The sequence below is a fragment of the Corynebacterium aurimucosum genome, from assembly GCF_046895345.1.
Classification (GTDB): domain Bacteria; phylum Actinomycetota; class Actinomycetes; order Mycobacteriales; family Mycobacteriaceae; genus Corynebacterium; species Corynebacterium aurimucosum_G.
The window spans coordinates 385,859-412,612 of sequence record NZ_CP160096.1 but is presented as its reverse complement, the minus strand read 5'-3'; the positions used below and the strand labels follow the sequence as shown (position 1 = coordinate 412,612).

Below are 26,754 nucleotides of genomic sequence, written 5' to 3'. Positions count from 1 at the left end.
TTAGCCCTGAACCTGCCCAGGTAAAGTGGCAAGCGTGACTACACCGCAGATACCTTCCTTGGACGAAATTCCCGCAGCCGTACGCGAGGAGCTCGCGCTTTTTCTAGACCGCCAGCGTGATGCCATCGCATCTATCGGCGCTCCGGTTACCAACGCGATTTCCTATTTGGAATCCTTCGTGCTGGATGGCGGAAAGCGCATCCGCCCCCTCTACGCATGGGCAGGTTTTATCGGCGCACGCGGGCTGGAAGGGGCGGAATCCCCGCAGGCCATGCTCCGCGCAGCCACATCCTTGGAGTTCATCCAGGCCTGCGCCCTGATCCACGATGACATCGTGGATGCCTCCGATACCCGGCGCGGTAACCCAACCGTTCACCGTGGCGTAGCAGCCCGCCATCGCGAACTCGGCTTCCACGGCGATGCTGATTTCTTCGGCCAGTCCCTTGCCATCCTCGTGGGTGACATGGCCCTGGTCTGGGCGGAAGACATGCTCCAAGACTCCGGCCTTAGCCCTGAGGCACTCGCGCGTGCCCGCGCCCCTTGGCGCGCTATGCGCCGCGAGGTAATCGGCGGACAGATGCTGGATATCTGTCTCGAAGCGGAAGGTTCTGAGGACGCCACGTTGGCTGATTCCGTCAACCGTTTCAAAACCGCCGCCTACACCATTGAGCGCCCCCTACACTTGGGCGCAGCCATAGCCGGCGCCCCCGAAAAGCTCGTCGCTGCTTTCCGCGGCTACGGCCAAGACATCGGGGTCGCCTTCCAGCTGCGTGATGATTTGTTGGGGGTCTTCGGTGACCCCGCCGTGACCGGCAAGCCGGCCGGTGATGATTTGCGCGAGGGCAAGCGCACAGTCCTCTTGTCCTTGGCACTACAGCGCGCGGATGCCTCCGATCCCGCCGCGGCTGCGGAATTGCGTCGCCTCATCGGTCAGACAGAGGATCCCGCAGAGATTGCCCGCATGGCGCAGATCATTGCGAATTCGGGTGCACCGGATATCGTCGAGCAGCGTATCAGCGATCTCACGCGCTCGGGTCTTGACCACCTTCACAATGCTCAGGTTTCCCCCGAGGTTACGGTGACTCTGGAAGAGCTGGCTCACAAGTCCACGGCCCGCCGGATGTAGCATGGCTCGTCCCACAACCACGCGCGTGCCCCTGCGCATTCCCCATCCCCTGCCTTTGGGCATCATCGCCGCTGTCGTGCTGACGCTTGCCTCTTTCTCCGGTGGCGCTACCCGCAATCGCGGTGGATTCCTTGAAGCACTCAATATCGGCTTTCTGGCTTATGGCCATGGCCGCAACATCGGCATGGTCCTCTATTGGGTTGGCCTTTTCGGTTTGGTTGCCGCATGGGTTTTAGCCGGCCGCTACTTCATTGCCCCGCAGTTGAAGAACCCACAACCAGACGGCGCGCTGTCCGATATTCGTCGGATGCTGTTGTGCTGGGCTGCCCCTTTGTTGTGTGCGGCACCGCTGGCTTCTCGCGATGTGTATTCCTATCTCATGCAAGGTGCGATGGTGCGTGATGGCTTCGATCCGTATGTCGAAGGCGCGGCGGTGAACCCTGGCCCCTTCCTCTTGGAGGTCTCCCACGACTGGCGCAACACCACCACCCCTTATGGCCCCTTGCACCTGTGGATGGGCAATGGTGTAACCCACCTGGTAGGAGAAAATGTCGCCGCGGGCATCATCGTTTACAAGGCAATTTCGGTCCTGGGTTTTGCAGCTATCGCCTGGTCAATTCCACGGCTAGCCCGAAGCATCGGAGGCGATCCTGCCCTAGCACTCTGGTTGGGCGTGGCGAATCCAGTGATGCTTTTGCACCTCATCGGCGGAATGCACAACGAATCAGTCATGGTGGGGCTAGTATCGCTGGGCTTGCTTGCTGCAGTGCACCACAAGTTCCATGTCAGCCTCCTTCTCGTCGGCGTGGCAGTCTCCCTCAAGGCCACCGCTGTCTTCGCCGCACCTTTTATCGTGTGGCTCATGCTGCACCACTGGGCTCCGAAAGGAACCAAGCCCATCAAGCGCTTCGGAGTCTTCCTCCTGTCCGGCTTCCTTGCCGTGGTGGAGGTCGCACTGGCGGTGGCGGCGATTACGTGGGCATCGGGAAGCTCGTGGGGCTGGTTGTCACAAATCAGCGGCAATTCCAAGGTCATCAACCCTCTAGCTGGCCCTACCCTGCTCGCTGACGTTCTCGTCCCCCTCATCCAAGTCTTCTCCCCGGATACCACCTATAACGGCGTACTCACCGTGCTGCGCTCGGCTGCGATGATCCTCATGCTCCTCGGCCTCGTCCTCGTATGGTGGTGGGGTCGCATGGGCGTGCGCCGGGCTATCGCCGCCACGGCCGCTGCCTACCAGGTGGCATTCGTCTTCAACTCTGTGACGCTCCCCTGGTACTACGCCTCCGTGCTCACGCTCATGGGAACGTTCCGCCCGCCATTGCCCTTGATCAAGCTCACCACCGGCGTGGCCATATTCATCGGCGTCGCCTTTGCCGGCGACGGGAACCACCAGCTTTATAACTGGTTCTGGGATATCGCCATGGTGGTCGTAGCTTGGTCAGCAACGCAATGGATTTTCGATGGTGTTCCACGCACCACCACGACCCCGAAGCCCGATGAGGGCTCTAAAAAGCCGAAGCCTGTGCGCGCCGAATAACCTCGCGCGCTAGGTGCCCGTGCAGCGCGTCAATGGGGCGGCCTGGCAAAGAATCATCTTCGGTAAATAGGTGCGCCAGAATCTCGTTGTCGCCCCACCCGTTGTCGGAGAGGACCGTAATCACTCCGGACACATGCTTGGAAATGACGCCTTTGGCGTTGAAGAATGCTTCCGGAACGAGGCGCTCTCCCTCGGCATTGCGCCACACAATGAACTTGCGCGCATTGAGAAGATCGAAGACACGCGTGATCGGGAGATCGAGCCTTTCAGCGACCTCCTTCAGCGTCAGCAGCTTCTCCCCGGCGAGGAGCTGCGGCAGTTCTGGGTGTGGATTCTCGGTGTTTTTCTCAGACTTAGTCACGGACACAACTGTAGCCGGATCACACTTTGGGGCGCCGATCAGCCATACTGGAATCCATGACAAGGCTGAACGTGGGCGACATTCTTGAGGGACGCTACCGCATCGATCGGCCGATCGCTCGCGGCGGCATGTCCACCGTGTATCGCTGCGTTGACATGCGCCTTGGCCGCGCGGTGGCCGCCAAGGTCATGGATGAGCGCTATCACGATGATCCCGTCTTCGTCACCCGCTTCGAACGCGAAGCACGCGCGATGGCGCAGCTGAGCCACCCCAATCTCGTCGCCGTGCATGACTTTTCCGCGGATGGATTACCCATTTATCTCATCATGGAGCTCATCACCGGAGGTACCTTGCGCGAGCTCCTTGCGGAACGCGGACCCATGCCGCCGCATGCCGCAGCCGGCGTCATGCACTCCGTGCTGGCCGGGCTCACCGAAGTCCACCATGCCGGCCTCGTGCACCGAGATATCAAGCCAGACAATGTTCTGATCACGGATAGCCACCGCGTCAAGGTCGGCGATTTCGGTCTGGTTCGCTCCGCCAAGGCGGAGCACGATAGCTCCGGCCAGATCGTCGGTACCGTCAGCTACCTCTCCCCCGAGCAGGTCACTGGCGCGGACATCACGCCGGCCTCCGACGTGTACTCCGCAGGAGTCGTGCTCTTTGAACTATTGACCGGCACAGTCCCCTTCCACGGCGATACCCCGCTGGCGCACGCCACCGCGCGCGTGCACGAGGATGTGGTGGCGCCCTCCTCCCGCATCGAGGGGGTACCCATGCTTTTCGACGCCCTCGTGGCCACCGCCACTGCACGCCGGCCAGCCGAAAGGTTTGCGGATGCCGGCGAATTCCTCGATGCCTTGGATGATGTCTCCCGCGAGCTACAGCTCCCGAAGTTCACTGTCCCCATTCCGCGGAACTCAGCTGCCGCACGTACTGCTGCCGTTCCAACGGATTTTTCGGGCACGGATAATACCCGGGTCTTTGAAGCGACCTCAGCTATCCCTGCGCCCCAGCCCCCAACGCGGGAAACCCGGGTAGAGCCGCGCAACGACGCCTTCTTCCCGCCAGCCGCGCCTGTCGAGCCCCCGGCACCCTCCCCTGCGGTACCGGAGCTTTCTGCCCCCGTTCCCCCAGCCGGGGCCGAGGAAGAGCCGGAAGAACGGCCCTTGAGCAACCGCAGCGCGATTGCCCTCATTGGCTTCCTCGTCCTCGTCGGCCTCGCCACCTTGGCCATCGCCGTGGCGGCTTGGTGGTTCGGCTCCGGAGAATACGGCACGTGGCCGATTCTCTGGAGGCCGTACTAGTTACGCAGCATCTCAGCGATAAGGAAGGACAGCTCCAGCGATTGCTGGGTGTTTAGGCGCGGGTCCACGGCAGACTCGTAGCGGCCCGGCAGATCCACATCCGTGATGTCCTCAGCGCCGCCAAGGCACTCGGTGACGTCCTCACCGGTGAACTCCAGGTGCACGCCGCCCGGATGGGTGCCCAGTTCACGGTGGACCTCGAAGAAGCCTTGGACCTCGTCGACGATCTTGTCGAAATGGCGGGTCTTGTAACCATTCGATGCCGTGAAGGTATTTCCGTGCATAGGATCGGACTGCCACACAACCTTGTGGCCGGAGTCCTCCACTGCCTTGATGATCGGGGGCAGCACGGAGCGCACCTTATCGTGGCCCATACGGGCAATCATGGTGAGGCGGCCCGGCTCACGGTTCGGGTCAAGCTTCTCCGCGTATTCCACTGCCTGCTCCGGCGTCACGCCAGGGCCAAGCTTGATGCCCACGGGGTTGCCGATGATGGAAGCAAAGGCCACGTGGAAATCCTCAAGACCACGGGTACGCTCACCAATCCACAGCTGGTGTGCGGATAAGTCATAAAGCTTCGTTTCGCCGTTGAGATCCGTGCCCAGTCGGAGCATGGAACGCTCGTAATCCTTCAGCAACGCCTCGTGGGAGCAGTAAATCTCCGCCGAGCGCAGGGTCTCGTCCGAAACCCCACAGGCATTCATGAAGGCTAGGCCGTTCTCAATCTCATCCGCCAGCGCCTGGTAGCGTGCACCCGCCGGGGAGTTGGCCACGAATTCGCGGTTCCACTCGTGGAGGCGGTACAGGTCAGCGGTTCCGGAGTGGGTCAGCGCGCGGACCAGGTTCATTGCCGCCGAGGAGTTCGCGTAGGCGCGAATCATGCGGGCGGGATCATGGCGGCGGGACTCTTCGTTAGCTTCCACGCCGTTGACGATGTCACCGCGGTAGTTGTACAAGCCGTTCGCGTCCAGATCAGAGGAGCGCGGCTTCGCGTACTGGCCGGCGATACGTCCCAGCTTCACTACCGGAGTGGACGCGCCGTAGGTCAACACCACAGCCATCTGTAGCAGCGTCTTGATGTTGCCACGGATGTGCGGCTCAGTGTTGGATTCGAAGGTCTCGGCGCAATCACCGCCCTGGAGGAGAAAGGCTTTGCCCAAGGCGACGTCGGCAAGCTTGCGCTTGAGTTCTTCGATCTCCGGGGCCACGACGATAGGTGGGACGGATTCAAGAATCTTGCGCACGTTATCAGCCTGCAGCTGATCCCAGCTCGGTTGCTGCTTTGCCTCGCGGGAAATGGCGTCTTGGAACTTCTCATTGATCCCCTCCGGCAGCGGCGGCAAATCAGGAAGCACTTCTTTGGGAATATCTACTGTCCAACTCACACCCAGTATTTAACCATCTTGGGCCTGTCACGCGTTAGTTAATGAACTTTTCGGCTGCGGTATTAATTCACGGTTAATGCACGCGGTTGCCCCTAGTCAGCGGCAAATACTGCTCGCAGACTCGAAACTTAGCCAGATTATGGCGGGCGTCGACCAACGCATCGTGGTTGCCATTGGGTACTGGAGGCAGCTTAGGGCGGCCAGCAAACTCCCAATACTGCTTCAGTTCCCGGGTATAGCGCGGCATCCCCTTGGGCAGGCTAGCCATATCTCCCCACAGTTGTGCAAGGACCACGTGGTCGTAGGCTCCTACCCAAGCCCACAGCTCGATGGGCGTGGAATGCCGGCCCAAGAATTTCAAGAGCTCTTCGCGGATGGTCTCACGTGATTTCCAAACTGGGTCTGCGGGGCTTGGCAATTTATCCAAGACGTTCTCCCGCACCCACGCATTAGCCTTCGCGGGGTCGAAATCTGTGGACACCGCGTAGTACTCGCTTCCGTCTTCCCCGACAATTCCGATGGAGACCAGCTCGATGGTCGATCCGTCCTCAATGAATTCGGTGTCGTAGAAGTAGCGCACGTCCCGTATCCTAGTCTGCCGCCTAGAGCTGCCGTGCCACTGGGGGCCTATACTCAGCGGCGTGAAGAAAGCCCTTTCCTCTCCCTTTCTCCCCCTGATAATCGCTGGGCTGGCAGCCCTACCGTGGATTATCCAGCCTGCAGCGTTATTCAGCGGCGGCTCCGTGCTTCCCTATTACCACGTTGACCTCGATGTATATCGCGAAGGAGGGCGCGCTCTGCTGCGCGGAGAGAATCTCTACACGCAAAGCTATGTGCTCGACAACGGCGTCTCACTGCCCTTTACGTACCCGCCTTTTGCCGCAGTGCTCTTTGCCGTGGTGTCGTGGATACCGCTGTGGCTACTCTCAGTTCTCCTCACTGCGGCATCGGTGGCAGCGCTCTGGGGCTGCCTCTACGCCGTCCTTTCTCGGAGTTGCACCACTCACAGGCCCGGCTGGTGGTCTTCGTGGGAGCTATGTGCGTGTCTGCTGTGCGAGCCCGTTATCGATACTCTCAGCTTCGGCCAAGTCAATCTCCTGTTGACGGCGATGGTCGTTGTCGATTGCCTGCTGCTGAACTCGCGGAGCCCGTGGCGTGGGGCCCTTAGCGGCGTGGCTATGGCTATCAAACTGACCCCGGCGGTCTTCCTTGCGGTCTTTTTCGTCCGCCGCGAGTGGCGTGCTTTCGCTACGGCCCTAGGTTCCTTTGCGGTCTGCGGCGTGGTGGGCCACCTCGCTTCGCCGGCAAGCTCCACGGTGTATTGGGGAGATACCATCCGGGATTCCTCCCGCATCGGCACACTGACCTACTCCAGCAACCAGTCCCTCCGGGGCCTGCTCAGCCGCGTCATCCCTGAGCAGGCAACAGCCCTCTGGATAGTCGGGTGTCTCATCATCGTGGCGACGTTGTGGTGGGTCATGGAGCGCACATCCTCACAGATTGAGCTTCTGCTGCTAGCCTCGTCGGCAGCGTTGCTGTGTTCGCCTGTCTCTTGGTCGCACCACTTCACGTGGCTGTGCTTGGTGGCGGTGTATCTGACTGCCCGCCGCCGCTGGGTCGTTGCCAGCCTCACATGGCTGGTTCTTCTAGCCCGCGGTCACTGGCTTGTCCCCTACGATGAGCAACTCGAACTGACGTGGTCGTGGTGGCAGCAGATTCCGGGCAATGACTACTTCTTGCTTGTCGTATTCCTCGTTGCGTTGAGCTGCTGGCTCAAGCTCACACCTGCGGAGGAAGGTTCCTTCTTCCGCCGACTGGCTCCGATCGGCGGTGGGGTCAGCGTCCAGCCCACAACGGGTACCTTGCCTAGGGCCCATAGGGCCAAGGACGCAACAGCGCAATAGAGCACGCACATGCTGAGCCAGAACCAGGTGTTTTCCAGCGGCCATTGACCCGCCAGGGTGACCTCCCGTGGGTGGAGTGCCATGGGGTAGCCATAAAGAACGGTCAGGCCGATGGGGTGCCCCAGGTAGATGGGCAGCGTGTGCGAACCGATAAAACGCAGGCCGGTGGACAAGACCGGAATATAAGACACCGCTACCGCCACGGCGATTCCTACCGGAACCTCGAAGAACTGCTCTACCAGGCGGACGAGGATGTGAACATCATCCCGCACCAGCGCTTCCGCACCAGGTAGCAACCAGGTGACATCGACTTCCCCTGAGTAGTTATCCCACGCGCGGCGGGTGAAAAATCCGATGGCATAGGCCACGGTCATCCCGGAATATGCCCAGAAGCTACGGTGATCCCACGTTCCCCTAAACGGTGCCTCGATGGCGGAGGCGAATGCAGCAATGGCATCCCGGAAATAGGCGGCACCAACGAATACCGGGAGGAACATGATGGCTTTTGCAATCGAGGTGTACTGCGCCTGCCAAGCGATGAACAGAATCGGGGTAAAGCTCAACGCCATCGCTGCCCACCCGGGCAGCTTGCGCACGCACCAGAGGAAGATATTGAACAGAATCAGCGTATGCAGGAACCATGCCATGGAATGCCCCACTAGGAGGCTCGCGGCCATCTGATCAACATCGAAAATAGGATCTCCGAATACCCAGTGGTACTCCACACGCTTAGTCTGCAGCTCCACGAGCATCCACACGACATAAGGCACGAGGAAGTACCACAGGCGGCGCGTGAAAAGCTCTGCGAAGCTGAAGCGAAACACCTTTTGTGCGAAGAAGCCGCTCACCAAAAAGAACAAAGGCAAACGCAAGGGGTCCAGCCACACGTTGAAGGCAGCCAGCCACGTGTCTTTGGATTCTGGAACTGTGAGCGTGATGTGTAACAGCACGACGCCCAGGATGGAGATCCCCTTTGCTACATCGGGCCAGGCTAATCGCTGTTTGGGGGAGGAAGTCACTGATTACCGCGCCTCCGAACCGGGCTCGGCCCCTTCCGGGTAGCCGTGTCCAGCTTGCAGGGAAGCCTTGACATCGGAAGCGTACACGTCGACATAAGGTTCGCCCGTCATCTCCGAGAGTTGCTTCATCACGTAATCCGTAAAGGCACGAGCGGTGGCGTGATCTTGTGGGTCGAGATTGCGCTCAGTGACCCATGCTCGGGGGTCGATGGGCTCTCCCACGCGCATGCCGACGCGAACTGGGCGCGGAATCCACGAACCGATCGGGTTGGCCTTCCGGGTATTGATCATGGCGATCGGAATGACCTTTTCACCCGTGGTCAGCGCGATGCGCGCCATGCCGGTGCGCCCCTTGTAGATACGCCCATCAGGTGAGCGAGTTCCCTCCGGGTAGATGCCAAAGAGATCTCCGCGGCCGATAATGCGTTCCGCGCTCGCCAGCATCGCGTCACTAGCGTCCTTGTTGACGCGGTCAATCGGCACCTGCCCGACCGAGCTAAAGAACCACTTTTGCAGGCGTCCGACGAAGCCGGGGGTAGTGAAATACTCGCTCTTTGCCAAGAAGGTAATCTGCCGCGGACACAGAAGCGGGAAGTAGAAGGAATCCATCACCGCTTGGTGGGAGGAGGCCAAGATAGCCGGGCCGGACTCCGGGATGCGTTCCATTCCTTCGGACCATGGGCGGTTCCACACTCGAAGGGCCGGGCCGAAAAAGATGTGCTTGAAGGCCCAGTACCACTTGTTTCGCATCGCTTATAGTCCTATCTGTATGTGCCGAACAGGCGGTGCTGCCCGGTGAAAGAAAAATGTGCGGTGTTAACCTCGGTGCTCCTGGCGGGCGAGATCAGCGACTCCGATCATACCTGCCGCAGAACCCAACTTCGCGGTTGCGACTCGGGCCAGGGGCCTGTGACCGGCCCCGACAATCTGGCTAGCCATGGACTCCCGCGCTCTATCCAGGTAAAGATCCGCGTCCTGGGACACCCCGCCGCCGATTACAATCAGCTCAGGATCGAGCACATCTGCCACCATGGACAACCCCTGCCCGAGCCACTGGCCGAAGTTCTCCATGACGGCCAATCCCAGTGGATCACCCTGTCGAGCAGCAGCGGTGATCTCCTCGCCGGAGGGGTTTAGCGGAAGGGCGGTATCATAGTCGCCGCGCAAATCCTCGCAGGTATCCGGCAATGCGGTGCCGGAGGCGTAACGCTCGAGGCAACCACGCTTGCCGCAGGAGCACAGGCGCCCACCCGGTGACACGACAAGGTGCCCAAACTCTGGTGCGGTACCGAAAGCTCCTCGGTAGATTGTGCCGTCTGTAAAAAGCGTGGCACCAATGCCGGTTCCCACGGCAAAAAAGACCCAGTCCTTCGCACCCCGGCCAGCACCGAAGCGCCATTCCCCCCAAGCAGCCGAGTTAGCATCGTGTTCTAGGCGAACCGGGACGTCCAAACGGTTGCTGAGGATCTCTCGTACTGGGGCATCACGCCACGGCAAATGCGGTGCGAAACGAACGACTTCACACTCGGGATCCAAAAACCTGCGAGAGCAAGCCCCACGGCCTCGATGTCATGGGATGCGGCCAGATTGTCTACGCAGCGCACGATGTCATCTTCGAGTGTTTGCGCATCCGCGGCGGTGGGCACACTCAGCGAATCCACAATCTCTCCGGAGGGATCAATCACCGCAGCACGCAGGTTGGTTCCACCGATATCGAACCCGATGGTGAGGCCAGCGTGGTCGCTTTCAGCGGAGGGAGTGTGTTCAAGCATGACTAGTAGGATATACCGCGTCCTGCCCACGATCACATTCAAGAACCTCACGCAATCGTGAGCCCATAATCTCCCACGTCCAATGCTCTTCCACGTGGCGACGCCCAGCTTCCCCCATACGGTGGGCTCCGGGGACGTCGCCAAGCAGCGTGCACAACGCTTGCTCAAGCTCCGGCACTGAGGAACCGCGCACAACAATGCCCGTCTCCGGCGTTACCGTCTCCGGCGCGCCGCCGGAATCCCCCGCAACCACTGGCAGGCCCGCCGCTTGCGCCTCTAGGTAGACAATTCCCAGGCCTTCGACGTCGAGGCCGCCACCGCGGGTGCGCGCCGGCATAGCAAACACGTCGGCTGCGTGTAGCGCCATCCGCAATTCCTCCGTATCCCGTGCTTCCTGCACCACGGCGTCCGGGCAGTACAGACGCGCAAGCTCACGCACAGTCGCCTCATAGCGACCGCGCCCGATGATGAGCAACTGGGCATCCGGAATACGCGCGCACACCTCCGGCATTGCGCGCAGCAGCTGGTCTTGGCCTTTCCGCGGGACCAGGCGGGAGATGCAGACGATGACCGGGCCTGGGCCTAGCCCAAAGTGCTCCCGTGCTGCTTGTTTCTCTTCCGTGGTAGCCGGGGTGAAATCCTCCAGGTTGACCGCTGAGGGCAGGTGCACCCACTGGGCACGCGTGCCGAGCGCGGGCTCGAGCCTGTTGCGCGTGTACTCAGAGATATACGTGATGACATCTGCATTCTGACCGATTCTGCGCAAGGCGTGCCGCGCCAAGGGAAGCATGGACCACCCCACCTCATGCCCGTGCGTCGTTGCCACAATGCGTCTCGCCCCAGCCGCACGCGCGGACGGCGCCATAAGCGCCAGCGGAGCTGCAGCACCAAACCAGACTGCCTCAATGTTGTGTTCACGAATGAGCTGCTGCATACGACGAGCTGTGGCGGGCGTCGGCAACATGATGCTGCGTGGCCAGCGGACCACGGTATAGGGCAGCGTCGCGTCATACTCCGCGGCAGCGTCACTATCTTGAGTCGAGGCGAAGACCACGACATCCTGCGGGTTGAGGGTGGCTAGAAAATCTCGAAGATAGGACTGAATCCCGCCAATAGTAGGCGGGAAGTCATTGGTGACGAGGAGGGTGCGCGCCATAACCTAGTAGCGAACGGCGCCTTGGACGGGCATGGAATTAAGCGGCACCACGGCAACCGGTACGCCGTAGGTGGAAGCGTGCACCACTTGGCCATCACCGATGTACATTCCCACGTGAGTGACGCCGGGATAGTAGCCCACGATATCCCCTGGTTGCAGCTGATCCATCGGCACTGGGGTGCCGCCGGCAAGCTGTGCCTGCGAGGTACGCGGAATGCTCTTGCCCATCTGTTGGTAGCTCCACACCATAAGACCCGAACAGTCAAAGGTATCGGGACCAGTTGCACCCCACCCATAGGGAGCGCCGATGCGGGTGAGTGCGGCCTCGACCGCGGCGGAGCCAGAGCCATCAGCCAACGCGGCTAGGTCAAGACCGGAAGACCCGCCGAAGTGCTGAACCCACGCCTCCCTGGCTTCAGGGCTGAGGCCATCAATGGTCGCTTCTAGTTCCTTCTGCTGTTCCTCCAGCTCGGCCTTTTCCTTGAGAACAGTATCCCGCTGTTCCTGCAATTCATCACGCTTGCGGCGGGCCTCCTCGGCAGCATCGACAGCTTCCTGGTGCGCATCAGCGGCGGCGGCAGAGGCAGCTACCATCGCATCTTCTTCACGTTTCGCAGCCTTGGACAAGGCCCCCAGGTAGCCCATGCGCTCGACCGCACTGGCAACGTCATTGGCGTTCAGAGCAGCCGAGACCGAGGTCGATTCAGCATTCCTGCGGTAACGCTTTTGCGCGAGCGCATCGATGCGTTCCTGTTGCGCAGCTACCGCCGCGGAGGCGTCTTCGGAACTGCGGTGCGCGTCCTCGGCCTTGCGGTCTAACTCTTCAATGGCCTTCTCCGACTCGGCCAACTCATCCTCAAGCCCCTTGACCTCTTCGCCCTTGGCAGACACACGCTGGGCAACGTCCGCCATACGCTCAATGAGGCTAGGGAGATCTTCAGGCTCTTGCGCTTGCGGGGTACTGTGCTGCTGCTCGGGAGAAATCTCCTGGGACACAGCCGATGGTGACAGGACGGCAACTGGAACCGTACTCAAGGCAAGTGCAGCGACCGCACACGCAAGGCCTCGACGCGACATGGATACCCCCGAAACTTAGAGACGGTTAATAGCTGACTGAATTATACCCTCAGTCGAGCAAAAGCATAACGGCTACAAGAATAGCCGAACCCCTTCCCTGCCCTCACCATCAACATGGCAAGAGTAGCGGAAGGGGTTGAAAAGACTACCCAGTGCGCTTAGAAGCGAACTGCGGAGTGAATCGGCATGTAGTGCAGGGAGCGCTCGCCCACCGGGGTGCCGGAGTTAAGAGCGTCAATGATGGTGCCATTGCCGGTGTAGATGCCGACGTGGGATGCACCGGAGTAGTACACGATGACGTCGCCCGGCTGGAGCGCATCGAGGGACACCGGGGTACCTGCGGAAGCCTGCGCCTGGGAGGTGCGCGGAATGGACACGCCAGCCTGCTGGTAAGCCCAGGAGGTCAGACCAGAGCAATCGAAGGCGCTCGGGCCGTTAGCACCGTAGACATAAGGGGAACCGATTGCGGAACGAGCGGCTGCGAGCACCTTCTCGCCAACAGACTGGGACGGTGCCGGGGCCGGGGCTGCGACGGCCGGGGTCTCAACAGCAGCGGCGTAGCCGCCACCCTGGTTAGCCTTGAAAGCCGGGATGTAGCGGTCAACGTTCGGCAGCTGCTGAATGTTCGGGACGTTCTCCAGGCCGGCAACCTCGAAGCGGATGTCGGTGTTCGGAACGACAACCTCGGCGGCGTTGGCGGCTGCCGGGGTGACAACTGCTGCGGTTGCTGCGACAGCAGCAGTGGATGCAATGCGACGGGTGTTCAGGTTGCCCTGACGACGGTGCTTAGCCACGAATTTAAACTCCAAATCTTCCTGCGCGCCTACTTTCTCCGCCAAGAAGACAAACCTTGTGTTTATCTTCTCTGCAACGCGGACGAAAGCTCTGACCCAAGGGACGGGCCTAGTGTTCGACGATGACTCATTCCTGTAGAGCCATCTCCACTCGGCCCCCGAATTTTTAGGAGGGGCCAGACGCGGCGCTTAAATCTTCAGTTCGTATTGAGCACCGGTGATGTGTACACCGTGTCGGTAACTCAATGTCTCGAATAGGTTACGAAACCATCACGAGCGATGTCGAGTCAGAAACGCAAAACTGACTCCGTTACCGTCCTGTTATCAAATGGCAACCTAAACGACATAGTGTAAAAGTTTGCCACTCCAATGCGCGATAACTATCGCCGGAAGCATGCCCTGACCAGCGACATCAGGGCCTTAGAAACACGCACCGACCCCTAGACCATTGCCACACTACGCGAACGAGAAAGCTCCACAAAACCGGTTGTGTAACCTTCGTCACACCACCGTAATGCGCTTTAACAAAAGCCCCATTTGACCCACCACCAACTCCCATCCGAGCCTCAAACGACACTAATCGCAGAAGGAAATCCGCCCTCCCCGGCCCGCACGCATTCCGCCTCCCATCACTCGCGACCAACGCCGATGCAACAGTAGCCATATATATAGAAAGAGAAGCACGGAAAGCGCACTGTCCAATCACGCACGACACTCAACGCAGCGATTCCGACCAAGGGAGACCTAGCGCACCGTTTGAAATCAATTACTAAGGACGCGTGAAGCCTAAGGGAATCATGAACGCTGGGGCTTGCCGCTTGCCTCAGCAATTGCCCCAACCTCTTCCCTTGTAGCTCTCCCAACGCTGTTCGCTCTGCCTAGAGCGACACAGATTATGGAATGAACAAGGGCTCACTGCCCCTTCCTCTAGCCCCACTAGCACGCGCCAGTGGCTCGCATAAGGGGCAAGATTGCGCTCTATTCGCGCCGCACGCGCACGGGCAGAACGCCCCCTACCCCACCTACTTCGTGGAGATCACAGCTTGAGGGAAGCCAAGCAAGCGGAAGACCGCAAAGGCCCGTCGTGGACGGTCAGCCAAAGGCTCACGGGACTTCACCTAATACACCTCATGCAATAAAACGCTGAAAGCCCGCACCCCTCCCTATTATGTGGAAGGCGGTGCGGGCTCTGTGAGCGTGTTTCAGTGAGTGAAGGCGCTAGATGCGGCCATTCTCCTCGTCATCGCGACGGTTAGCCTCGTTGAGCTGACGGAACATCTCCGTCTCCTCAGCGTGGTTCTCGTGGCGAATCTCATTGACGCGGGACACGATAGCCGGGTCGTCGCTGGAGAAGATACCCTGCGTCTCGGAGTCAGCCAGACCAAGCTGGTTAAGCTGCTTCGGAACCTGGGCGCCAGCGTACTCGAGCGGAATCGGGTGGCCGTGGTCATCGACCGGGCCGAGCGGCTGGTGTACCTCGATGAAGGCACCGTTCGGCAGCTGCTTGATAACGCCGGTCTCAATACCGTGCTCCAGCACCTCGCGATCGGAGCGCTGCAGACCAACGCAGATGCGGTAGGTCATGAAGTATGCAATCGGCGGCAGGACAATCAGACCGATACGGCCAACCCAGGTCATCGCATTCAGCGAGATCTGGAAGAAGTGTGCCACGTGGTCGTTACCACCAGACAGCGTTACCAACAGGAAGAAGGTGATGGCCGCTGCACCGATAGCGGAGCGAACCGGAACGTCGCGCGGGCGCTGCAGCAGGTTGTGGTGGGCGTCGTCGCCCGTCAGCTTCTTCTCAATGAAGGGGTAGGCGAAGAGCAGGACAACCATCAGGCCACAGAGCAGTGCGACCCAGAACGCAGACGGAATAGTGTAGTTGCCGATGTAGAGCTCCCATGCCGGCATGACACGAGCAACACCATCAGTCCACAGCATGTAGATATCCGGCTGGGAACCAGCGGAGACCTGGGACGGGTTGTACGGGCCAAGGTTCCAGATGGCGTTAATCGTCATCAGGCCGGAAATAAGAGCCAGCACGCCAGCAACCATCATGCCCATGCCGATGGCCTTCGTGGCGAAGACCGGCATAATGCGGACACCGACAACGTTGTTCTCAGCGCGCCCCGGTCCAGGGAACTGGGTGTGCTTCTGGAACCAGACCATGATGAGGTGCGCTGCGATGAGACCCAGGATGATGCCCGGGATAACCAGCACGTGCAGGATGTAGAAGCGGTCCAGCATCAGGTCGGACGGGAAGTCGCCACCGAAGATGGCCCAGTGCAGCCAGGTGCCGATGATCGGCAGACCCAGGATGATGGCGGACATGATTCGCAGACCAACACCGGAGAGCAGGTCATCCGGAAGGGAGTAACCGAGGAAGCCCTCGACCATGCCCAGCAGGATCAGAGCGCAACCGATAATCCAGTTGGCCTCACGCGGGCGACGGAACGCACCGGTGAAGAAGATACGCAGCATGTGGGCAATCATGGACATCATGAACATGAGTGCTGCCCAGTGGTGCATCTGGCGCACGAACAGGCCGCCGCGCACCTCGAAGGAAATATCCAGCGCCGTTGCATAAGCGCGGGACATCTCGACGCCGTTCAGCGGAGTGTAGCCGCCGTCGTAGATGACCTTCGTGATGGAAGGATCGAAGAACAGCGCCAAGTAGATGCCGGTCAGCACCAAGATGATGAAGCTGTACAGTGCCATCTCACCGAGCATGAAGGACCAGTGAGTGGGAAAGACTTTGTTGAGCTGGGTACGCAGGACGCCGGCAGCGGAATACCGCTCGTCCATGTTGTTACCCATCTGTGCAAGTTTGTTACTCATTATGACTTACGCTCCCAGAATGCAGGTCCGACGGGCTCGATGAAGTTGCCCTTAGCAATGAGGTAGCCCTCTTCATCCACGTCAATCGGCAGCTGCGGCAGCGCACGGGCGGCTGGGCCGAAGACCGGCTTGCCGTAGTGCAGCGCATCGAACTGCGACTGGTGGCACGGGCAAAGAATACGGTTGGTCTGAGCCTCGTACAACGAGGTCGGGCAACCAATGTGGGTACAAATCTTGGAGTAGGCATAGTAATCGCCGTAGTGGAAGTCTTCCTGACCCTTGCGCTCGATGGCCTTCTTAGCGTCATCGTTGCGCAGGCGGATGAGCATCACAGCGTTACGGTTGCCATGGATGGAGTGCATGTGGTTGGTGTAGACGTCCTTATCCTCGGAGTACTCAGCACCATCGTTGACATCCTCAGCAGCCAACGGGAAGACAGTCTCCATACCACCGGCAGCGAGATCCTCCGGGCGCACACGCACCAGGCGGGTGACGCCACGGGTGGTGTAGTGAGAGCCGGACTCCCCTTCGTGCTTTTCGGCGATGGTACCGGTGTCGCGTGCGAGGTAGAGCTTGACGCCCTTCTCGTGCATGGTCCAACCGGAGGTCCACAGGGTGCCATCACCGGCGTAGTCCAGGTCGTGGCGCTTCTTCCACGGGTTGTTGATAGCGCCGCCGAGCGGAGCGATAACGGTCAAGCCGAAGAGAACGCCAGCACCACCGAGCAGACCCATGATGGTCTTACGACGACCCAGAGTCGAGGTGGTCCAGGAGTCATTCAGCAGCGCGGTCAGCGTGCGACGGTCAACCTCATCAGAGGGGCCATCGTGACGACGCTGAACGGAAATCTCCTCGGGGAGAATCTTCTTGACGTACTGAACAATGGCAAAGCCCAGGCCCAGGATGCACAGGCCGGAGGTCAGGCCAAGCAGCGGGGTGTACAGGGTGTGCCACCACAGGCCATCCTCACCCAACATCTTGTACTCCCACGGCCAGAAGAGGTACACGCCGAGGAAAGCGATACCCATCAGGACGGAGATGATCAGCCAGAAGGTGACATTGCCAGCAGCGCGCTTCTCAGCGGGATCGCCCTCGACTGGGAAGCGCTCCTTGCGGAATGCAACGGTGACATCATCCAGCTCGGTACCGAGCGCTGCGAGCTCGTCGTTGCTCATAGCATCGAGCTCTTTACGAGAGTAATTCTTCTTTACGTTGCTCATGAGCGAGATCCAATCCACATAGCGGCAACGCACAGAAGGCTGATGCCGATGATCCACATTGCCAGGCCCTCAGCCACCGGACCGAGGCCGCCAAGCGACCAACCAGCCGGAGACGGGGTTTCCTTCGCAGACTTGAGGTAGGCAATGATGTCCTTCTTCTCATCTGCGGTCAGCTGACGGTCAGAGAACTTAGGCATGTTCTGCGGACCGGTCAGCATTGCCTGGTAGATCTCCTGCTCGTTGGCTGGGTCGAGCGGCGGAGCGAACTTACCGGAGGAAAGAGCGCCTCCCCTACCGGTGAAGTTGTGGCAGGACGCGCAGTTCATACGGAAGAGCTCGGAGCCCTTTGCTACGTCCTCGGCCTGGATCTGGCCGTTGTAGTTAGCACCACGCAGGGACTCCTGCGCAACAGAGCCGTCCTCGTCGTAGACGATGTCGGCACCGCCACCGTTGGCAGCGACGTAGGCGGCAAGCGCCAGGGTCTGCTGCTCGGTGTAACGCGGAGTCTTGCGCTCAGCCTGAGCGTCGTTGGACATCATCGGCATACGGCCGGAGTGAACCTGGAAGTACACGGAGCCGGCGCCAATACCAACGAGGGAAGGACCACGGTCCTGGATACCCTGCAGGTTCGCACCGTGGCAGGTGATACAAGCGACTTCGTAGATGTCCTTGCCCTCTTGAACGAGTGCCTGGTCATCCTTTGCAGCGGTGGCCACCTGTGCGTCAGGGGTCAGGGCGGAAGCCAAGACACCTGCGCCGGTAAGCCCGATGCTCAATGCAAAGACGCCAGCAAGCGTGCGCTTCGCCTTGCGGCGACGGCGGGTCTTCTTAGCCGCGGCAGTGGTGTCTTCCACTGCGGCGGGCTGCTGGATGTTATCCATCATTTTCCTTTAGATAACTCGTACATGGAGATGAATGACTGTAGGCCGGCTATTCTCCGGCGACTACGGCCTACTGAACTAGGTAGATGACTACGAACACGCCAATCCACACAACGTCAACGAAGTGCCAGTAGTAAGACACTGCCATTGCCGCGGTGGCCTGTGCAGGCGTGAACTTGGAGCGGGCAATGCGCGCCAAGATAATTCCGAAGGCGATCAGACCCGCAGTCACGTGTGCCGCGTGGAAACCGGTCAGGATATAGAAGACCGATCCGAAGACACTGGACTGAACAGTGAGACCTGCCATGATCAACTCTGTCCACTCGAACGCCATGATGCCCAAGAAGACAACACCCAACGCGATGGTTACCGAGTACCAGAGTCGGAGCTTGTAAACGTCACCCCTTTCTGCTGCAAACACGCCGAACTGAGAGGTCACGGAGGAAAGAACCAGGACACTCGTAATGAGGAAGCCCATGGGCACGTTGATGTGCGCCGTGTGCTCTGCCCAGTCACCCTCCTGGCCGTTCGCACGCGAGGTGAACCACATCGCGAACAGTCCAGCAAAGAACATCAATTCCTGAGACAGGAACACGATGGTGCCGACGCTGACCATGTTGGGTCGGTTCAGCGCGGCAACACGTGGTGCTGCCATACCTTGGTTAGAAACTACGCTCGTCACGCATAACAGTATGGCTGGTCTGACCGCATAAGTCATCTCATTTCCCCCCGATTTTTTTGAGGCCACTACCTAGACCTTCACAGTTTTCACCCCGTGTAGGAACTATAGATCTTCCAGGAAGTAGTCGGGAACTTTTTAGCGCGCTTTACGACGCCCCATCCCTGCAGGTAGTGAGACTTGGCAACGCTTGTTGTGAAGCCAGCAACAGGACAAGAAGAGGTGCGTTCCGCCCGCAACCCGGCAGCAGGCGAACCAACCCTAATGAGATAAATCACACCCACCGCCACACATGAAAGTGCAGGACTGCAACTTTCGGTTGCCCCCCGTAAAAATGGCCGTTAACGTGCTGGAATTCTAGGCCCAGACCTACAGGTACAGGCTTTCAGCGGCCGCCCGCTCCCCCAGCGCTCCACCCATAGCGAAATTTTTTCTCCTTTTTGGGAACTTTCCGCAACGCAGTACGACGCCGTCTTGCCAACGACAAAGCCTCCGCCACGATGTGTGGCGGAGGCATGAGAAGTCGTGACGCTAGAAAGCGCGGCAGAAAAGATTAAGCTTTAGTGCTTTTCCTTCGGGAGACCATACTGCAGTGAAAGGCCGGTCACGGAGGTGACGAGCAGGACGGCACCCAGGATAATCATCCAGAAGTAGAGGTAGATGATTCCGAGGCCGAGAACCGCAATCGAACCGGTCATGCACAGCGGCCAGATGGAGCTTGGAGAGAAGAAGCCGAGAATACCGGCTGCGTCTTCAGTCTCCGCCTCTTCCCAATCTTCCGGTGCGATGTCAGAGCGGTTATCGGTGAACTGAAGGTAGCCTCCGAGCATGATGCAGAGCAGCACGGCAAGGAGCATGCCGACGATGCCGACCCACTCAGCGCCGTACAGGTAACCATCATCCTTGACGTAGTTAACACCAATGATGTAGACGATGAGCGACACGAAGAGGTAGGTCGCAATTGAGTAAAAGACCTTAGATGTTGCACGCATTGTGTATCAGTTCCTTTTCTTATGCCGCAGCCGAGGTGTCAACGAAATTGTCGGCATCACGTGTATCGCGCAGCGAGTTGAACGGAGTAGTCGTAACTGCGTAAGGCTCTTCACCAATGTGCTCAAGGGCCTCGGCGTTGGTTGCCTGCGGGTTCTCCTCACGGAACTTGAGGTACTCGTTGAAGTCTGCGCGGTCAACGACGCGAATCTCGAAGTTCATCATGGCGTGGTAGGTACCGCACATCTCAGCACAGCGACCGACGAAGGCGCCCTTCTCCTCAATCTTCTCGACCTGGAAGCGACGCTCCTGAGAGTTGTTCTCCGGGTGTGCATAGACATCGCGCTTAAACAGGAACTCCGGAACCCAGAATGCGTGGGAAACGTCGCCGGAGGCGAGGCGGAACTCAATCGGGGTGTCTACCGGGAGAACCAGAACCGGAACCTCTTCGGTAGAACCGACGGTCTCAATCTTGTTGAAGTTGAGGTAAGAGATATCACCCATGGACTTACCGTGGATCGGGTTCGGGTTCTCAGTGCCCTCCGGATCCAGGGAAGATTCCTCAGCGAGCTTCTGACGCTCCGCATCGGCACCATCGTAGTTCTCGCCATCAACCTTGTTCTCGGCGTAACCAAACTTCCAGTTCCACTGGAAGGCAGTCACGTCAACGGTAACCTCAGGGTTCTTATCCAAGGCCGTAACCTTCTGCTGTGCCTGAACCGTGAAGAAGAACAGACCCATAATGATAAGGATCGGAATGATGGTCAAAGCCATCTCCAGCGGCACGTTGTACTGCAGCTGCTTCGGGAATTCACCCTTGCCAGCCTTCTCGGCCTTCTTCGCGCTCCAACGGAAAATGGCAGTGAGGAAGAGACCCCACATAATAAAGCCGACGATCCATGCAGCAACCCAGACCCAGATCCAGAAGTTGTACATCGAGGTCGCCTCAGGGGTAATACCCTTCGGCCAACCCATACCAAGGAGGTTCTCAACGGCCGTCGGTGCTGCGACGTCACAACCTGCCAGAGCTAGACCGCCCAGAGCGATGACGCCCGCTAGGCCCGCCTTACGGCCGAGGTTGCGTTGCTTACGCTGTCCCACGTGTGTTCTGCCTTTCTGTGCACACAAACTTCTCGAATACTCACAGAGCATTCCTACCCAATCAGGATAGAGGATCCTGCCTGAATTTCAGACCTTTTCGCTGGACTGATTAGACGCTGGCTCCGCTCTATAAATAGTGAACGTACGGGATGTTACCGGCCCACCTGCACAAGGTCACACCGACTACCCCACCCTCCCCCTACCCGCTATGACTCAATTCACAGAGGGCATAGCCGTGCATCATCCGAAAGTTCGCACCCTAACGGGGAGCGCGGCGCGGGGTTCGCCGATCCTCCGGATCCGGCCGTAAAGTGTGTCAAAGATGAAGCTTGATATATAAGGAGAAACAAGTTTATGTGCGGACTCTGCGCGCTACTGAGCGCCGATCGCAATGCCGCCCAGCATCTGGAGGCTCTCGAGCAGTCCCTCCAGTGCATGCGCCATCGCGGCCCCGACGCTGCCGGCACTTGGCATGACGACGATGCGGCATTCGGCTTTAACCGCCTGTCCATCATCGACCTAGAGCACTCCCACCAGCCACTACGTTGGGGACCCGAAGGTAACCCACAGCGCTACGCCCTCACCTTTAACGGCGAGATTTATAACTACGTCGAACTGCGCGAAGAACTCATCGCAGCCGGCTACACCTTCAATACTGAGGGCGATGGTGAGCCCATCGTCGTCGGCTACCACCACTGGGGCAAGGACGTAGTAGAACACCTCCGTGGCATGTTTGGCTTCGTCATCTGGGACACCGAAACGCGCACCATGTTTGCCGCCCGAGACCAGTTCGGCATCAAGCCCCTTTATTACGCCACCACGGATGCGGGCACCATTTTCGCCTCTGAAATGAAGTGCATCCTGTCAATGGCCGGGTCACTGGGTCTAGACCTCAGCCTTGATAAGCGCGCCATCGAGCACTATGTGGACCTGCAGTACGTGCCTGAGCCGGAGTCTCTCCACGCCAATATTCGCCGCGTCGAGTCTGGCTGCACCGTAACGCTTCGCCCTGGCGAAAAAGTTGTATCGGAGCGCTACTTCAAGCCCCGCTTCCCCATTCAACCTGTGAAGCAGGGCGAGGAGCAGAAGCTCTTCGATAGGATTGCGCGGGCGTTGGAGGATAGCGTCGAGAAGCACATGCGTGCCGATGTGACCGTCGGTTCCTTCCTCTCCGGCGGCATTGACTCCACCGCCATCGCAGCCTTGGCCAAGCGCCACAACCCGGACCTCCTCACCTTCACCACCGGATTCGAGCGCGAAGGCTACTCCGAGGTCGACGTCGCGGCCGAGTCTGCCGCTGCCATTGGTGTAGAGCACATCGTTAAGATTGTCTCCCCCGAGGAGTACGCCGACGCCGTCCCGAAGATCATGTGGTACCTGGACAACCCCGTTGCGGATCCGTCCCTCGTCCCGCTGTACTTCGTGGCCCAGGAAGCCCGTAAGCACGTCAAGGTGGTGCTGTCTGGAGAAGGTGCCGACGAGCTTTTTGGCGGCTACACCATTTACAAGGAGCCACTCTCGCTGGCTCCGTTTGAGAAGATTCCCTCCCCGCTACGCCGTGGCCTGGGTAAGCTCTCGCAGGTTCTCCCCGAAGGCATGAAGGGCAAGTCCCTGCTCAACCGTGGGTCCATGACCATGGAGGAGCGTTACTACGGCAACGCCCGCTCCTTCAACTTCGAGCAGCTCCAGCGGGTTCTGCCGTGGGCCAAGCCGGAGTGGGACCACCGCGAGGTCACCGCTCCGATTTATGCGCAGTCCCAGGACTTTGACCCGGTAGCCCGCATGCAGCACCTCGACCTGTTTACGTGGATGCGCGGTGACATTCTGGTTAAGGCCGACAAGATGAACATGGCCAACTCCCTGGAGCTGCGCGTTCCCTTCTTGGACAAGGAAGTATTCAAGGTCGCGGAAACTATCCCCTACGACCTCAAGATTTCACACGGCACCACCAAGTACGCGCTGCGCAAGGCCATGGAGCAGATCGTCCCGCCGCACGTACTGCACCGCAAGAAGCTGGGCTTCCCGGTTCCGATGCGCCACTGGCTGGCCGGCGATGAGCTCTATGGCTGGGCTCAGGATCAGATTACGGAGTCTCAAACCGAGGACATCTTCAATAAGAAGGAAGTTCTGGAGATGCTCAAGGAGCACCGTGACGGAATCTCCGATCACTCCCGCCGCCTGTGGACGGTACTGTCCTTCATGATTTGGCATGGCATCTTCGTAGAAGAGCGCATCGACCCCAAGATCGAGCAGCGCGACTACCCCGTGAAGCTCTAAAAATAAAGAATAAAAATGAAGCCCTCGCCATACGGCGAGGGCTTCGACATATCGTCTATGTGACTTTAATTGAAGGAGTCACCGCAAGCGCAGGAACCGCCAGCGTTGGGGTTATCGATGGTAAAGCCCTGGGCCTCAATGGTGTCGGAGAAGTCGATCTTGGCACCGGTGAGGTACGGGATGGACATCTTATCTACGACGAGGTTAACGCCACCGATGGTGTCCACCTTGTCACCATCCAGGGTGCGGTCATCGAAGTAGAGCTGGTAGCGCAAGCCCGCGCAGCCGCCCGGCTGGACAGCAATGCGCAGTGACAGATCGTCGCGGCCTTCCTGATCAAGCAGGGACTTTGCCTTGGCCGCAGCGGCCTCGGTCAGGATAACTCCGGTTGCAGACGCGGGAGCGGTCATGATTTCTCCTCTTATGTTTACGGCATTTTTTCTGGAGTCCACCCTACCCCCTCATACACGAGGAAGAAAGGATGCCTCACAGTTCACTAGTGGTTCACTGGTGCCCTGTTCCCTCACCACAACGCTATCTCCCGCGGGCCTATTCCCGTTATGTCCGCGCGACCTTGTACGCTAAACAGCGTGAAACTTCCGTGGCAAAAAGATGACAAAGCTTCTTCCCCCGCCGAGCCCACCTCGGCGCCGGTAGAACAACCCGCCGCCGAGAAACCGCACCGCAAGGGCTACACGCCGCCGAAGGGCCGCCCGACGCCCAAGCGCGATGCGCAAGAAATCGCCCGCGGCGTCAAGCGTGATCCCCGGGGAATGTCGGACGCGCAGCGCTACCAGCACCGCAAGGAACTCAAAGCTTCCATGTCTAAGGCAGAGTGGAAGGAATATAAGCGCAAGGAGCGCCAAGAGTCCCGCGAGCGCAACAAGGTGGCACAGGAGCGCATGGCCGCTGGCGACGAGCGCTACCTGCTCGCCCGCGATAAGGGCGAGGTCCGCCGCTACGTGCGCGATTGGGTAGATTCCCGCCGCTTCATCAACGAGTGGGTCATGCCCTTTATGATCGTGCTGCTGGTGCTCATGTTCGTCGGCAGCCGGGACCCGCGCCTGTCGCAGATCATTTCTATCGGCGCCATGGCGGTCATCCTGGTTTTCGCTGTCGAGGGTTTCTGGCTCGCGCGTAAGTGCAACAACGCAGTGCGCCTGAAGTTCCCCGGCACCACCGAGGCCGGTTTTGGCCTAGGCTTCTACGCGTACTCCCGCGCCTCCCAGCCGCGTAAGTGGCGCACCCCGCGCCCGCAGGTGGAGCGCGGAGCTACCGTCTAGACCGGAGGACACATGCCTGAATTCACCGCGGTTCCTCAGCTGCGCCTTTCAACCGCAGCACAGCCAAACCGCATGGCAGAGATTGCCGCGTGGCTGGCGGCAGCGCAGGATTCTCCGCAGGTCACGCCTCTTGAGCGGCCCCGAGCCGTCGTGTTTGAAGGCTCCCATCCCATCGCTGCGCGCACCATCGATGGTGTGGGTATCACGCAGTACTCCCCCGCTGATGAAAAGCGGTGGCGCGATAGCCTCCTCAGCGCCGCGCAGCGAGCGGGAGTGGGCATCGAGTTCATCGACTGCAGCGTTGTCGAGTCAAGCGACACCTCCGCCGCCATGTCTCCTACAGAGTGCGAGTCTTTCATCGAATTGGGCATGACCACGGCTGATCGTGAGATCGATTCCGGGGCCGACCTGCTCATCACGTCCGCTTGTTGCATGGGCGAAGAAACACTCGCCGCAGGTGTCATGGGCCGGATCACCTACACCGAACCAGTGGCAATTGTAGGCACGAATACTCTTGCCAGCGGTATCACGGATGCGATGTGGAAGGCCCGCGTGAGCGTTGTGCGCGACTCCATGTTCCGCGCCCGCAACCTAGAGGGCTGGGAGGTCGTGCAGACCATCGGTTCCCCGAACCTCGCGGCATTGGTGGGTTTCATCGCGCAGGCCACGGCGAGACGAACACCGGTGCTTATCGACGGCCCCTTGGCAGCCACCGCCGCCGTTCTCGCCGAGCGCACCGCCCCTGGCGTGAAAGGCTGGCTGCGCGCGGGCAGTACAACCCCAGAACCGGCTTATGCGCTCGCTCTCAAGGAACTGGAACTTAACCCACTGCTTGATTTAAACCTGAGCGAAGGTTTCCCCCTCGGCGCGCTCGCCGCCTTGCCGCTGGTGCAGCTGGCCGCAGAGCTCGCCTAGGCAGCCCACTTATTTCGCTTCAACCAGCGTGTGCAGCCAGCCGTGAGTATCCTCAACGGCTCCGCGCTGGATACCGGTGAGACGCTCACGCAAAGCCATCGTCGTGGCACCGGCCTCATCGTTGTTGATGTGGAAGTCCGTATCGGTTCCCATGACGTGACCCACCGGGGTAATAACGGCCGCGGTACCGCAGGCAAAGGCCTCCACCATCGCGCCGGAGGCAACGTCTTGCTCCCACTCCTTGTAGGTGATGCGGCGTTCTTCGACCTTCAGCCCCATGTCCTCAGCCACCTGCAGCAGAGACTTGCGGGTAATACCCGGTAGCAGTGAACCCGACAACTCCGGGGTGACCAGGGTCTGGTTGCCCTCTTCGCCGTAGACAAAGGCCAGGTTCATGCCGCCCATTTCCTCGATGTAGGTGCGGTCGATAGCATCCAGCCAGACCACCTGGTCGCAGCCCTTTTCCGCTGCCTGCGCCTGCGCCAGCAGGGAGGCCGCGTAGTTGCCCGCGAATTTCGCTGCACCGGTGCCGCCGGGTGCGGCGCGTACATAGTCGGTGGACAGCCAGACGGACACCGGCTTGATACCACCGGAGAAATACGCGCCTGCCGGGGAGGCGATGACGACATAGCGGTAGGCATTCGCCGGGTGCACGCCCAGCGAAACATCAGTGGCGATCATGAAGGGCCGGAAGTACAGGGCCGCCTCGCCGCCGGCTTCAGGAACCCAGGCCTGGTCGACGTCGACAAGCTGGCGCAGGGACTCCACGAACTCCTCTTCCGGGAGCTGCGGCATGGCCATGCGCCGGGCGGAAGCCTGCAGACGCTGCGCGTTTTGCTCTGGGCGGAAGGTGGCGATGCTGCCATCGGGCTGGCGGTAAGCCTTGATGCCCTCGAAGATGGCCTGGCCATAGTGGAAGACGGTAGAGGCCGGGTCCATGCTGAACGGCGCATAGGGGCGCACCTGCGCGTCGTGCCATCCCTTGTCCTCAGTCCAATCAATCGTCACCATGTGGTCGGTGAAGTACTTGCCAAAGCCCGGATTCGCCAAAATCTCCTGCAGGCGTTCCGGGGAGGTGGGATTATCAGTTCGCGTCACGGTGTAATTCAACATGGATTACAGCGTA

22 protein-coding genes and 2 pseudogenes are annotated in these 26,754 nt (G+C 59.8%); 7 read left to right on the top strand and 17 right to left on the bottom strand.

Going from position 1 to position 26,754, the window contains the following annotated elements:
- The first annotated feature begins 34 nt into the window (after positions 1 to 34).
- Together ABZS45_RS02075 and ABZS45_RS02070 are read left to right on the top strand one after the other, a co-directional pair.
- Entirely contained in the window at positions 35 to 1,126 is a 1,092-nt protein-coding gene (locus ABZS45_RS02075) for a polyprenyl synthetase family protein (protein WP_412100481.1), read from the top strand.
- Position 1,127: 1 nt separating this feature from the next.
- Complete coding sequence (locus ABZS45_RS02070) at positions 1,128 to 2,666, top strand: alpha-(1->6)-mannopyranosyltransferase A (protein ID WP_412100479.1); 1,539 nt, start codon at positions 1,128 to 1,130, stop codon at positions 2,664 to 2,666.
- Here ABZS45_RS02070 and ABZS45_RS02065 read toward each other — a convergent pair.
- Positions 2,635 to 3,033, bottom strand: a complete 399-nt coding sequence (locus ABZS45_RS02065; protein WP_070445241.1) for an Rv2175c family DNA-binding protein — start codon at positions 3,031 to 3,033, stop codon at positions 2,635 to 2,637. The genes ABZS45_RS02070 and ABZS45_RS02065 overlap by 32 nt on opposite strands.
- Positions 3,034 to 3,083: 50 nt before the next feature.
- Here ABZS45_RS02065 and ABZS45_RS02060 point away from each other — a divergent pair, with 50 nt between their 5' ends.
- Entirely contained in the window at positions 3,084 to 4,334 is a 1,251-nt protein-coding gene (locus ABZS45_RS02060) for a protein kinase domain-containing protein (protein WP_412100477.1), read from the top strand.
- Here ABZS45_RS02060 and ABZS45_RS02055 read toward each other — a convergent pair.
- Together ABZS45_RS02055 and ABZS45_RS02050 are read right to left on the bottom strand one after the other, a co-directional pair.
- The gene (locus ABZS45_RS02055; protein ID WP_284848328.1) at positions 4,331 to 5,719 is read right to left on the bottom strand and encodes a class II 3-deoxy-7-phosphoheptulonate synthase; all 1,389 of its coding nucleotides are present in this window, start codon (positions 5,717 to 5,719) and stop codon (positions 4,331 to 4,333) included. The two genes, ABZS45_RS02060 and ABZS45_RS02055, sit on opposite strands and share 4 nt — an antisense overlap.
- Positions 5,720 to 5,792: 73 nt before the next feature.
- Positions 5,793 to 6,299: a polyadenylate-specific 3'-exoribonuclease AS gene (locus ABZS45_RS02050; protein WP_284848329.1), complete on the bottom strand. Its 507-nt coding sequence runs from the start codon at positions 6,297 to 6,299 to the stop codon at positions 5,793 to 5,795.
- Positions 6,300 to 6,360: 61 nt separating this feature from the next.
- Here ABZS45_RS02050 and ABZS45_RS02045 point away from each other — a divergent pair, with 61 nt between their 5' ends.
- Complete coding sequence (locus ABZS45_RS02045; protein WP_412100475.1) at positions 6,361 to 7,623, top strand: glycosyltransferase 87 family protein; 1,263 nt, start codon at positions 6,361 to 6,363, stop codon at positions 7,621 to 7,623.
- 35 nt (positions 7,624 to 7,658) lie between these two features.
- Here the strand turns inward: ABZS45_RS02045 and ABZS45_RS02040 are convergent.
- From ABZS45_RS02040 to ABZS45_RS01985, 12 genes and pseudogenes are all read right to left on the bottom strand, one after another.
- Positions 7,659 to 8,573 (bottom strand): annotated as a pseudogene (locus ABZS45_RS02040) (hypothetical protein); the annotation flags it as partial.
- Between the two features lie 72 nt (positions 8,574 to 8,645).
- On the bottom strand, positions 8,646 to 9,392 hold the full coding sequence (locus tag ABZS45_RS02035) for a lysophospholipid acyltransferase family protein (protein WP_412100473.1): 747 nt from the start codon (positions 9,390 to 9,392) through the stop codon (positions 8,646 to 8,648).
- A 66-nt stretch (positions 9,393 to 9,458) separates the two neighbouring features.
- Positions 9,459 to 10,414: pseudogene (locus ABZS45_RS02030) on the bottom strand (ROK family protein).
- Positions 10,407 to 11,570, bottom strand: coding sequence for a glycosyltransferase family 4 protein (locus ABZS45_RS02025; protein ID WP_412100472.1), 1,164 nt, complete (start codon positions 11,568 to 11,570; stop codon positions 10,407 to 10,409). Before ABZS45_RS02025 ends, ABZS45_RS02030 begins: the two are co-directional and overlap by 8 nt.
- A gap of 3 nt (positions 11,571 to 11,573) precedes the next feature.
- Positions 11,574 to 12,647 carry an NlpC/P60 family protein gene (locus ABZS45_RS02020; RefSeq protein ID WP_412100471.1) on the bottom strand — a complete coding sequence of 358 codons (1,074 nt, stop codon included), beginning with the start codon at positions 12,645 to 12,647 and terminating at the stop codon, positions 11,574 to 11,576.
- A 158-nt stretch (positions 12,648 to 12,805) separates the two neighbouring features.
- Positions 12,806 to 13,441, bottom strand: a complete 636-nt coding sequence (locus tag ABZS45_RS02015) for a C40 family peptidase (RefSeq protein ID WP_412101123.1) — start codon at positions 13,439 to 13,441, stop codon at positions 12,806 to 12,808.
- 1,218 nt (positions 13,442 to 14,659) lie between these two features.
- Complete coding sequence (locus ABZS45_RS02010) at positions 14,660 to 16,282, bottom strand: cytochrome b (RefSeq protein ID WP_412100469.1); 1,623 nt, start codon at positions 16,280 to 16,282, stop codon at positions 14,660 to 14,662.
- Entirely contained in the window at positions 16,282 to 17,502 is a 1,221-nt protein-coding gene (locus tag ABZS45_RS02005; protein WP_284848336.1) for a ubiquinol-cytochrome c reductase iron-sulfur subunit, read from the bottom strand. The genes ABZS45_RS02010 and ABZS45_RS02005 overlap by 1 nt, the downstream gene beginning before the upstream one ends.
- Complete coding sequence (locus ABZS45_RS02000) at positions 17,499 to 18,386, bottom strand: c-type cytochrome (RefSeq protein ID WP_029159009.1); 888 nt, start codon at positions 18,384 to 18,386, stop codon at positions 17,499 to 17,501. Before ABZS45_RS02000 ends, ABZS45_RS02005 begins: the two co-directional genes overlap by 4 nt.
- Positions 18,387 to 18,453: 67 nt before the next feature.
- Entirely contained in the window at positions 18,454 to 19,038 is a 585-nt protein-coding gene (locus ABZS45_RS01995; protein WP_010190575.1) for a heme-copper oxidase subunit III, read from the bottom strand.
- A 584-nt stretch (positions 19,039 to 19,622) separates the two neighbouring features.
- Positions 19,623 to 20,054, bottom strand: coding sequence for a cytochrome c oxidase subunit 4 (locus ABZS45_RS01990; protein WP_412100467.1), 432 nt, complete (start codon positions 20,052 to 20,054; stop codon positions 19,623 to 19,625).
- A 19-nt stretch (positions 20,055 to 20,073) separates the two neighbouring features.
- On the bottom strand, positions 20,074 to 21,153 hold the full coding sequence (locus ABZS45_RS01985; protein ID WP_412100466.1) for a cytochrome c oxidase subunit II: 1,080 nt from the start codon (positions 21,151 to 21,153) through the stop codon (positions 20,074 to 20,076).
- 354 nt (positions 21,154 to 21,507) lie between these two features.
- Between ABZS45_RS01985 and asnB the strand changes: the two genes are divergently transcribed.
- Complete coding sequence (gene asnB, locus ABZS45_RS01980) at positions 21,508 to 23,430, top strand: asparagine synthase (glutamine-hydrolyzing) (protein ID WP_412100464.1); 1,923 nt, start codon at positions 21,508 to 21,510, stop codon at positions 23,428 to 23,430.
- Positions 23,431 to 23,495: 65 nt separating this feature from the next.
- Here asnB and ABZS45_RS01975 read toward each other — a convergent pair whose 3' ends face one another.
- On the bottom strand, positions 23,496 to 23,840 hold the full coding sequence (locus ABZS45_RS01975) for a HesB/IscA family protein (RefSeq protein ID WP_070526632.1): 345 nt from the start codon (positions 23,838 to 23,840) through the stop codon (positions 23,496 to 23,498).
- A gap of 180 nt (positions 23,841 to 24,020) precedes the next feature.
- Here ABZS45_RS01975 and ABZS45_RS01970 point away from each other — a divergent pair, with 180 nt between their 5' ends.
- Together ABZS45_RS01970 and ABZS45_RS01965 are read left to right on the top strand one after the other, a co-directional pair.
- Positions 24,021 to 24,713 carry a DUF3043 domain-containing protein gene (locus tag ABZS45_RS01970; protein WP_412100463.1) on the top strand — a complete coding sequence of 231 codons (693 nt, stop codon included), beginning with the start codon at positions 24,021 to 24,023 and terminating at the stop codon, positions 24,711 to 24,713.
- Between the two features lie 12 nt (positions 24,714 to 24,725).
- Positions 24,726 to 25,628: a nicotinate-nucleotide--dimethylbenzimidazole phosphoribosyltransferase gene (locus ABZS45_RS01965; RefSeq protein WP_412100461.1), complete on the top strand. Its 903-nt coding sequence runs from the start codon at positions 24,726 to 24,728 to the stop codon at positions 25,626 to 25,628.
- A gap of 9 nt (positions 25,629 to 25,637) precedes the next feature.
- Here the strand turns inward: ABZS45_RS01965 and ABZS45_RS01960 are convergent, their stop codons facing one another.
- The gene (locus ABZS45_RS01960; protein WP_412100460.1) at positions 25,638 to 26,741 is read right to left on the bottom strand and encodes a branched-chain amino acid aminotransferase; all 1,104 of its coding nucleotides are present in this window, start codon (positions 26,739 to 26,741) and stop codon (positions 25,638 to 25,640) included.
- Between the last annotated feature and the right edge of the window lie 13 nt (positions 26,742 to 26,754).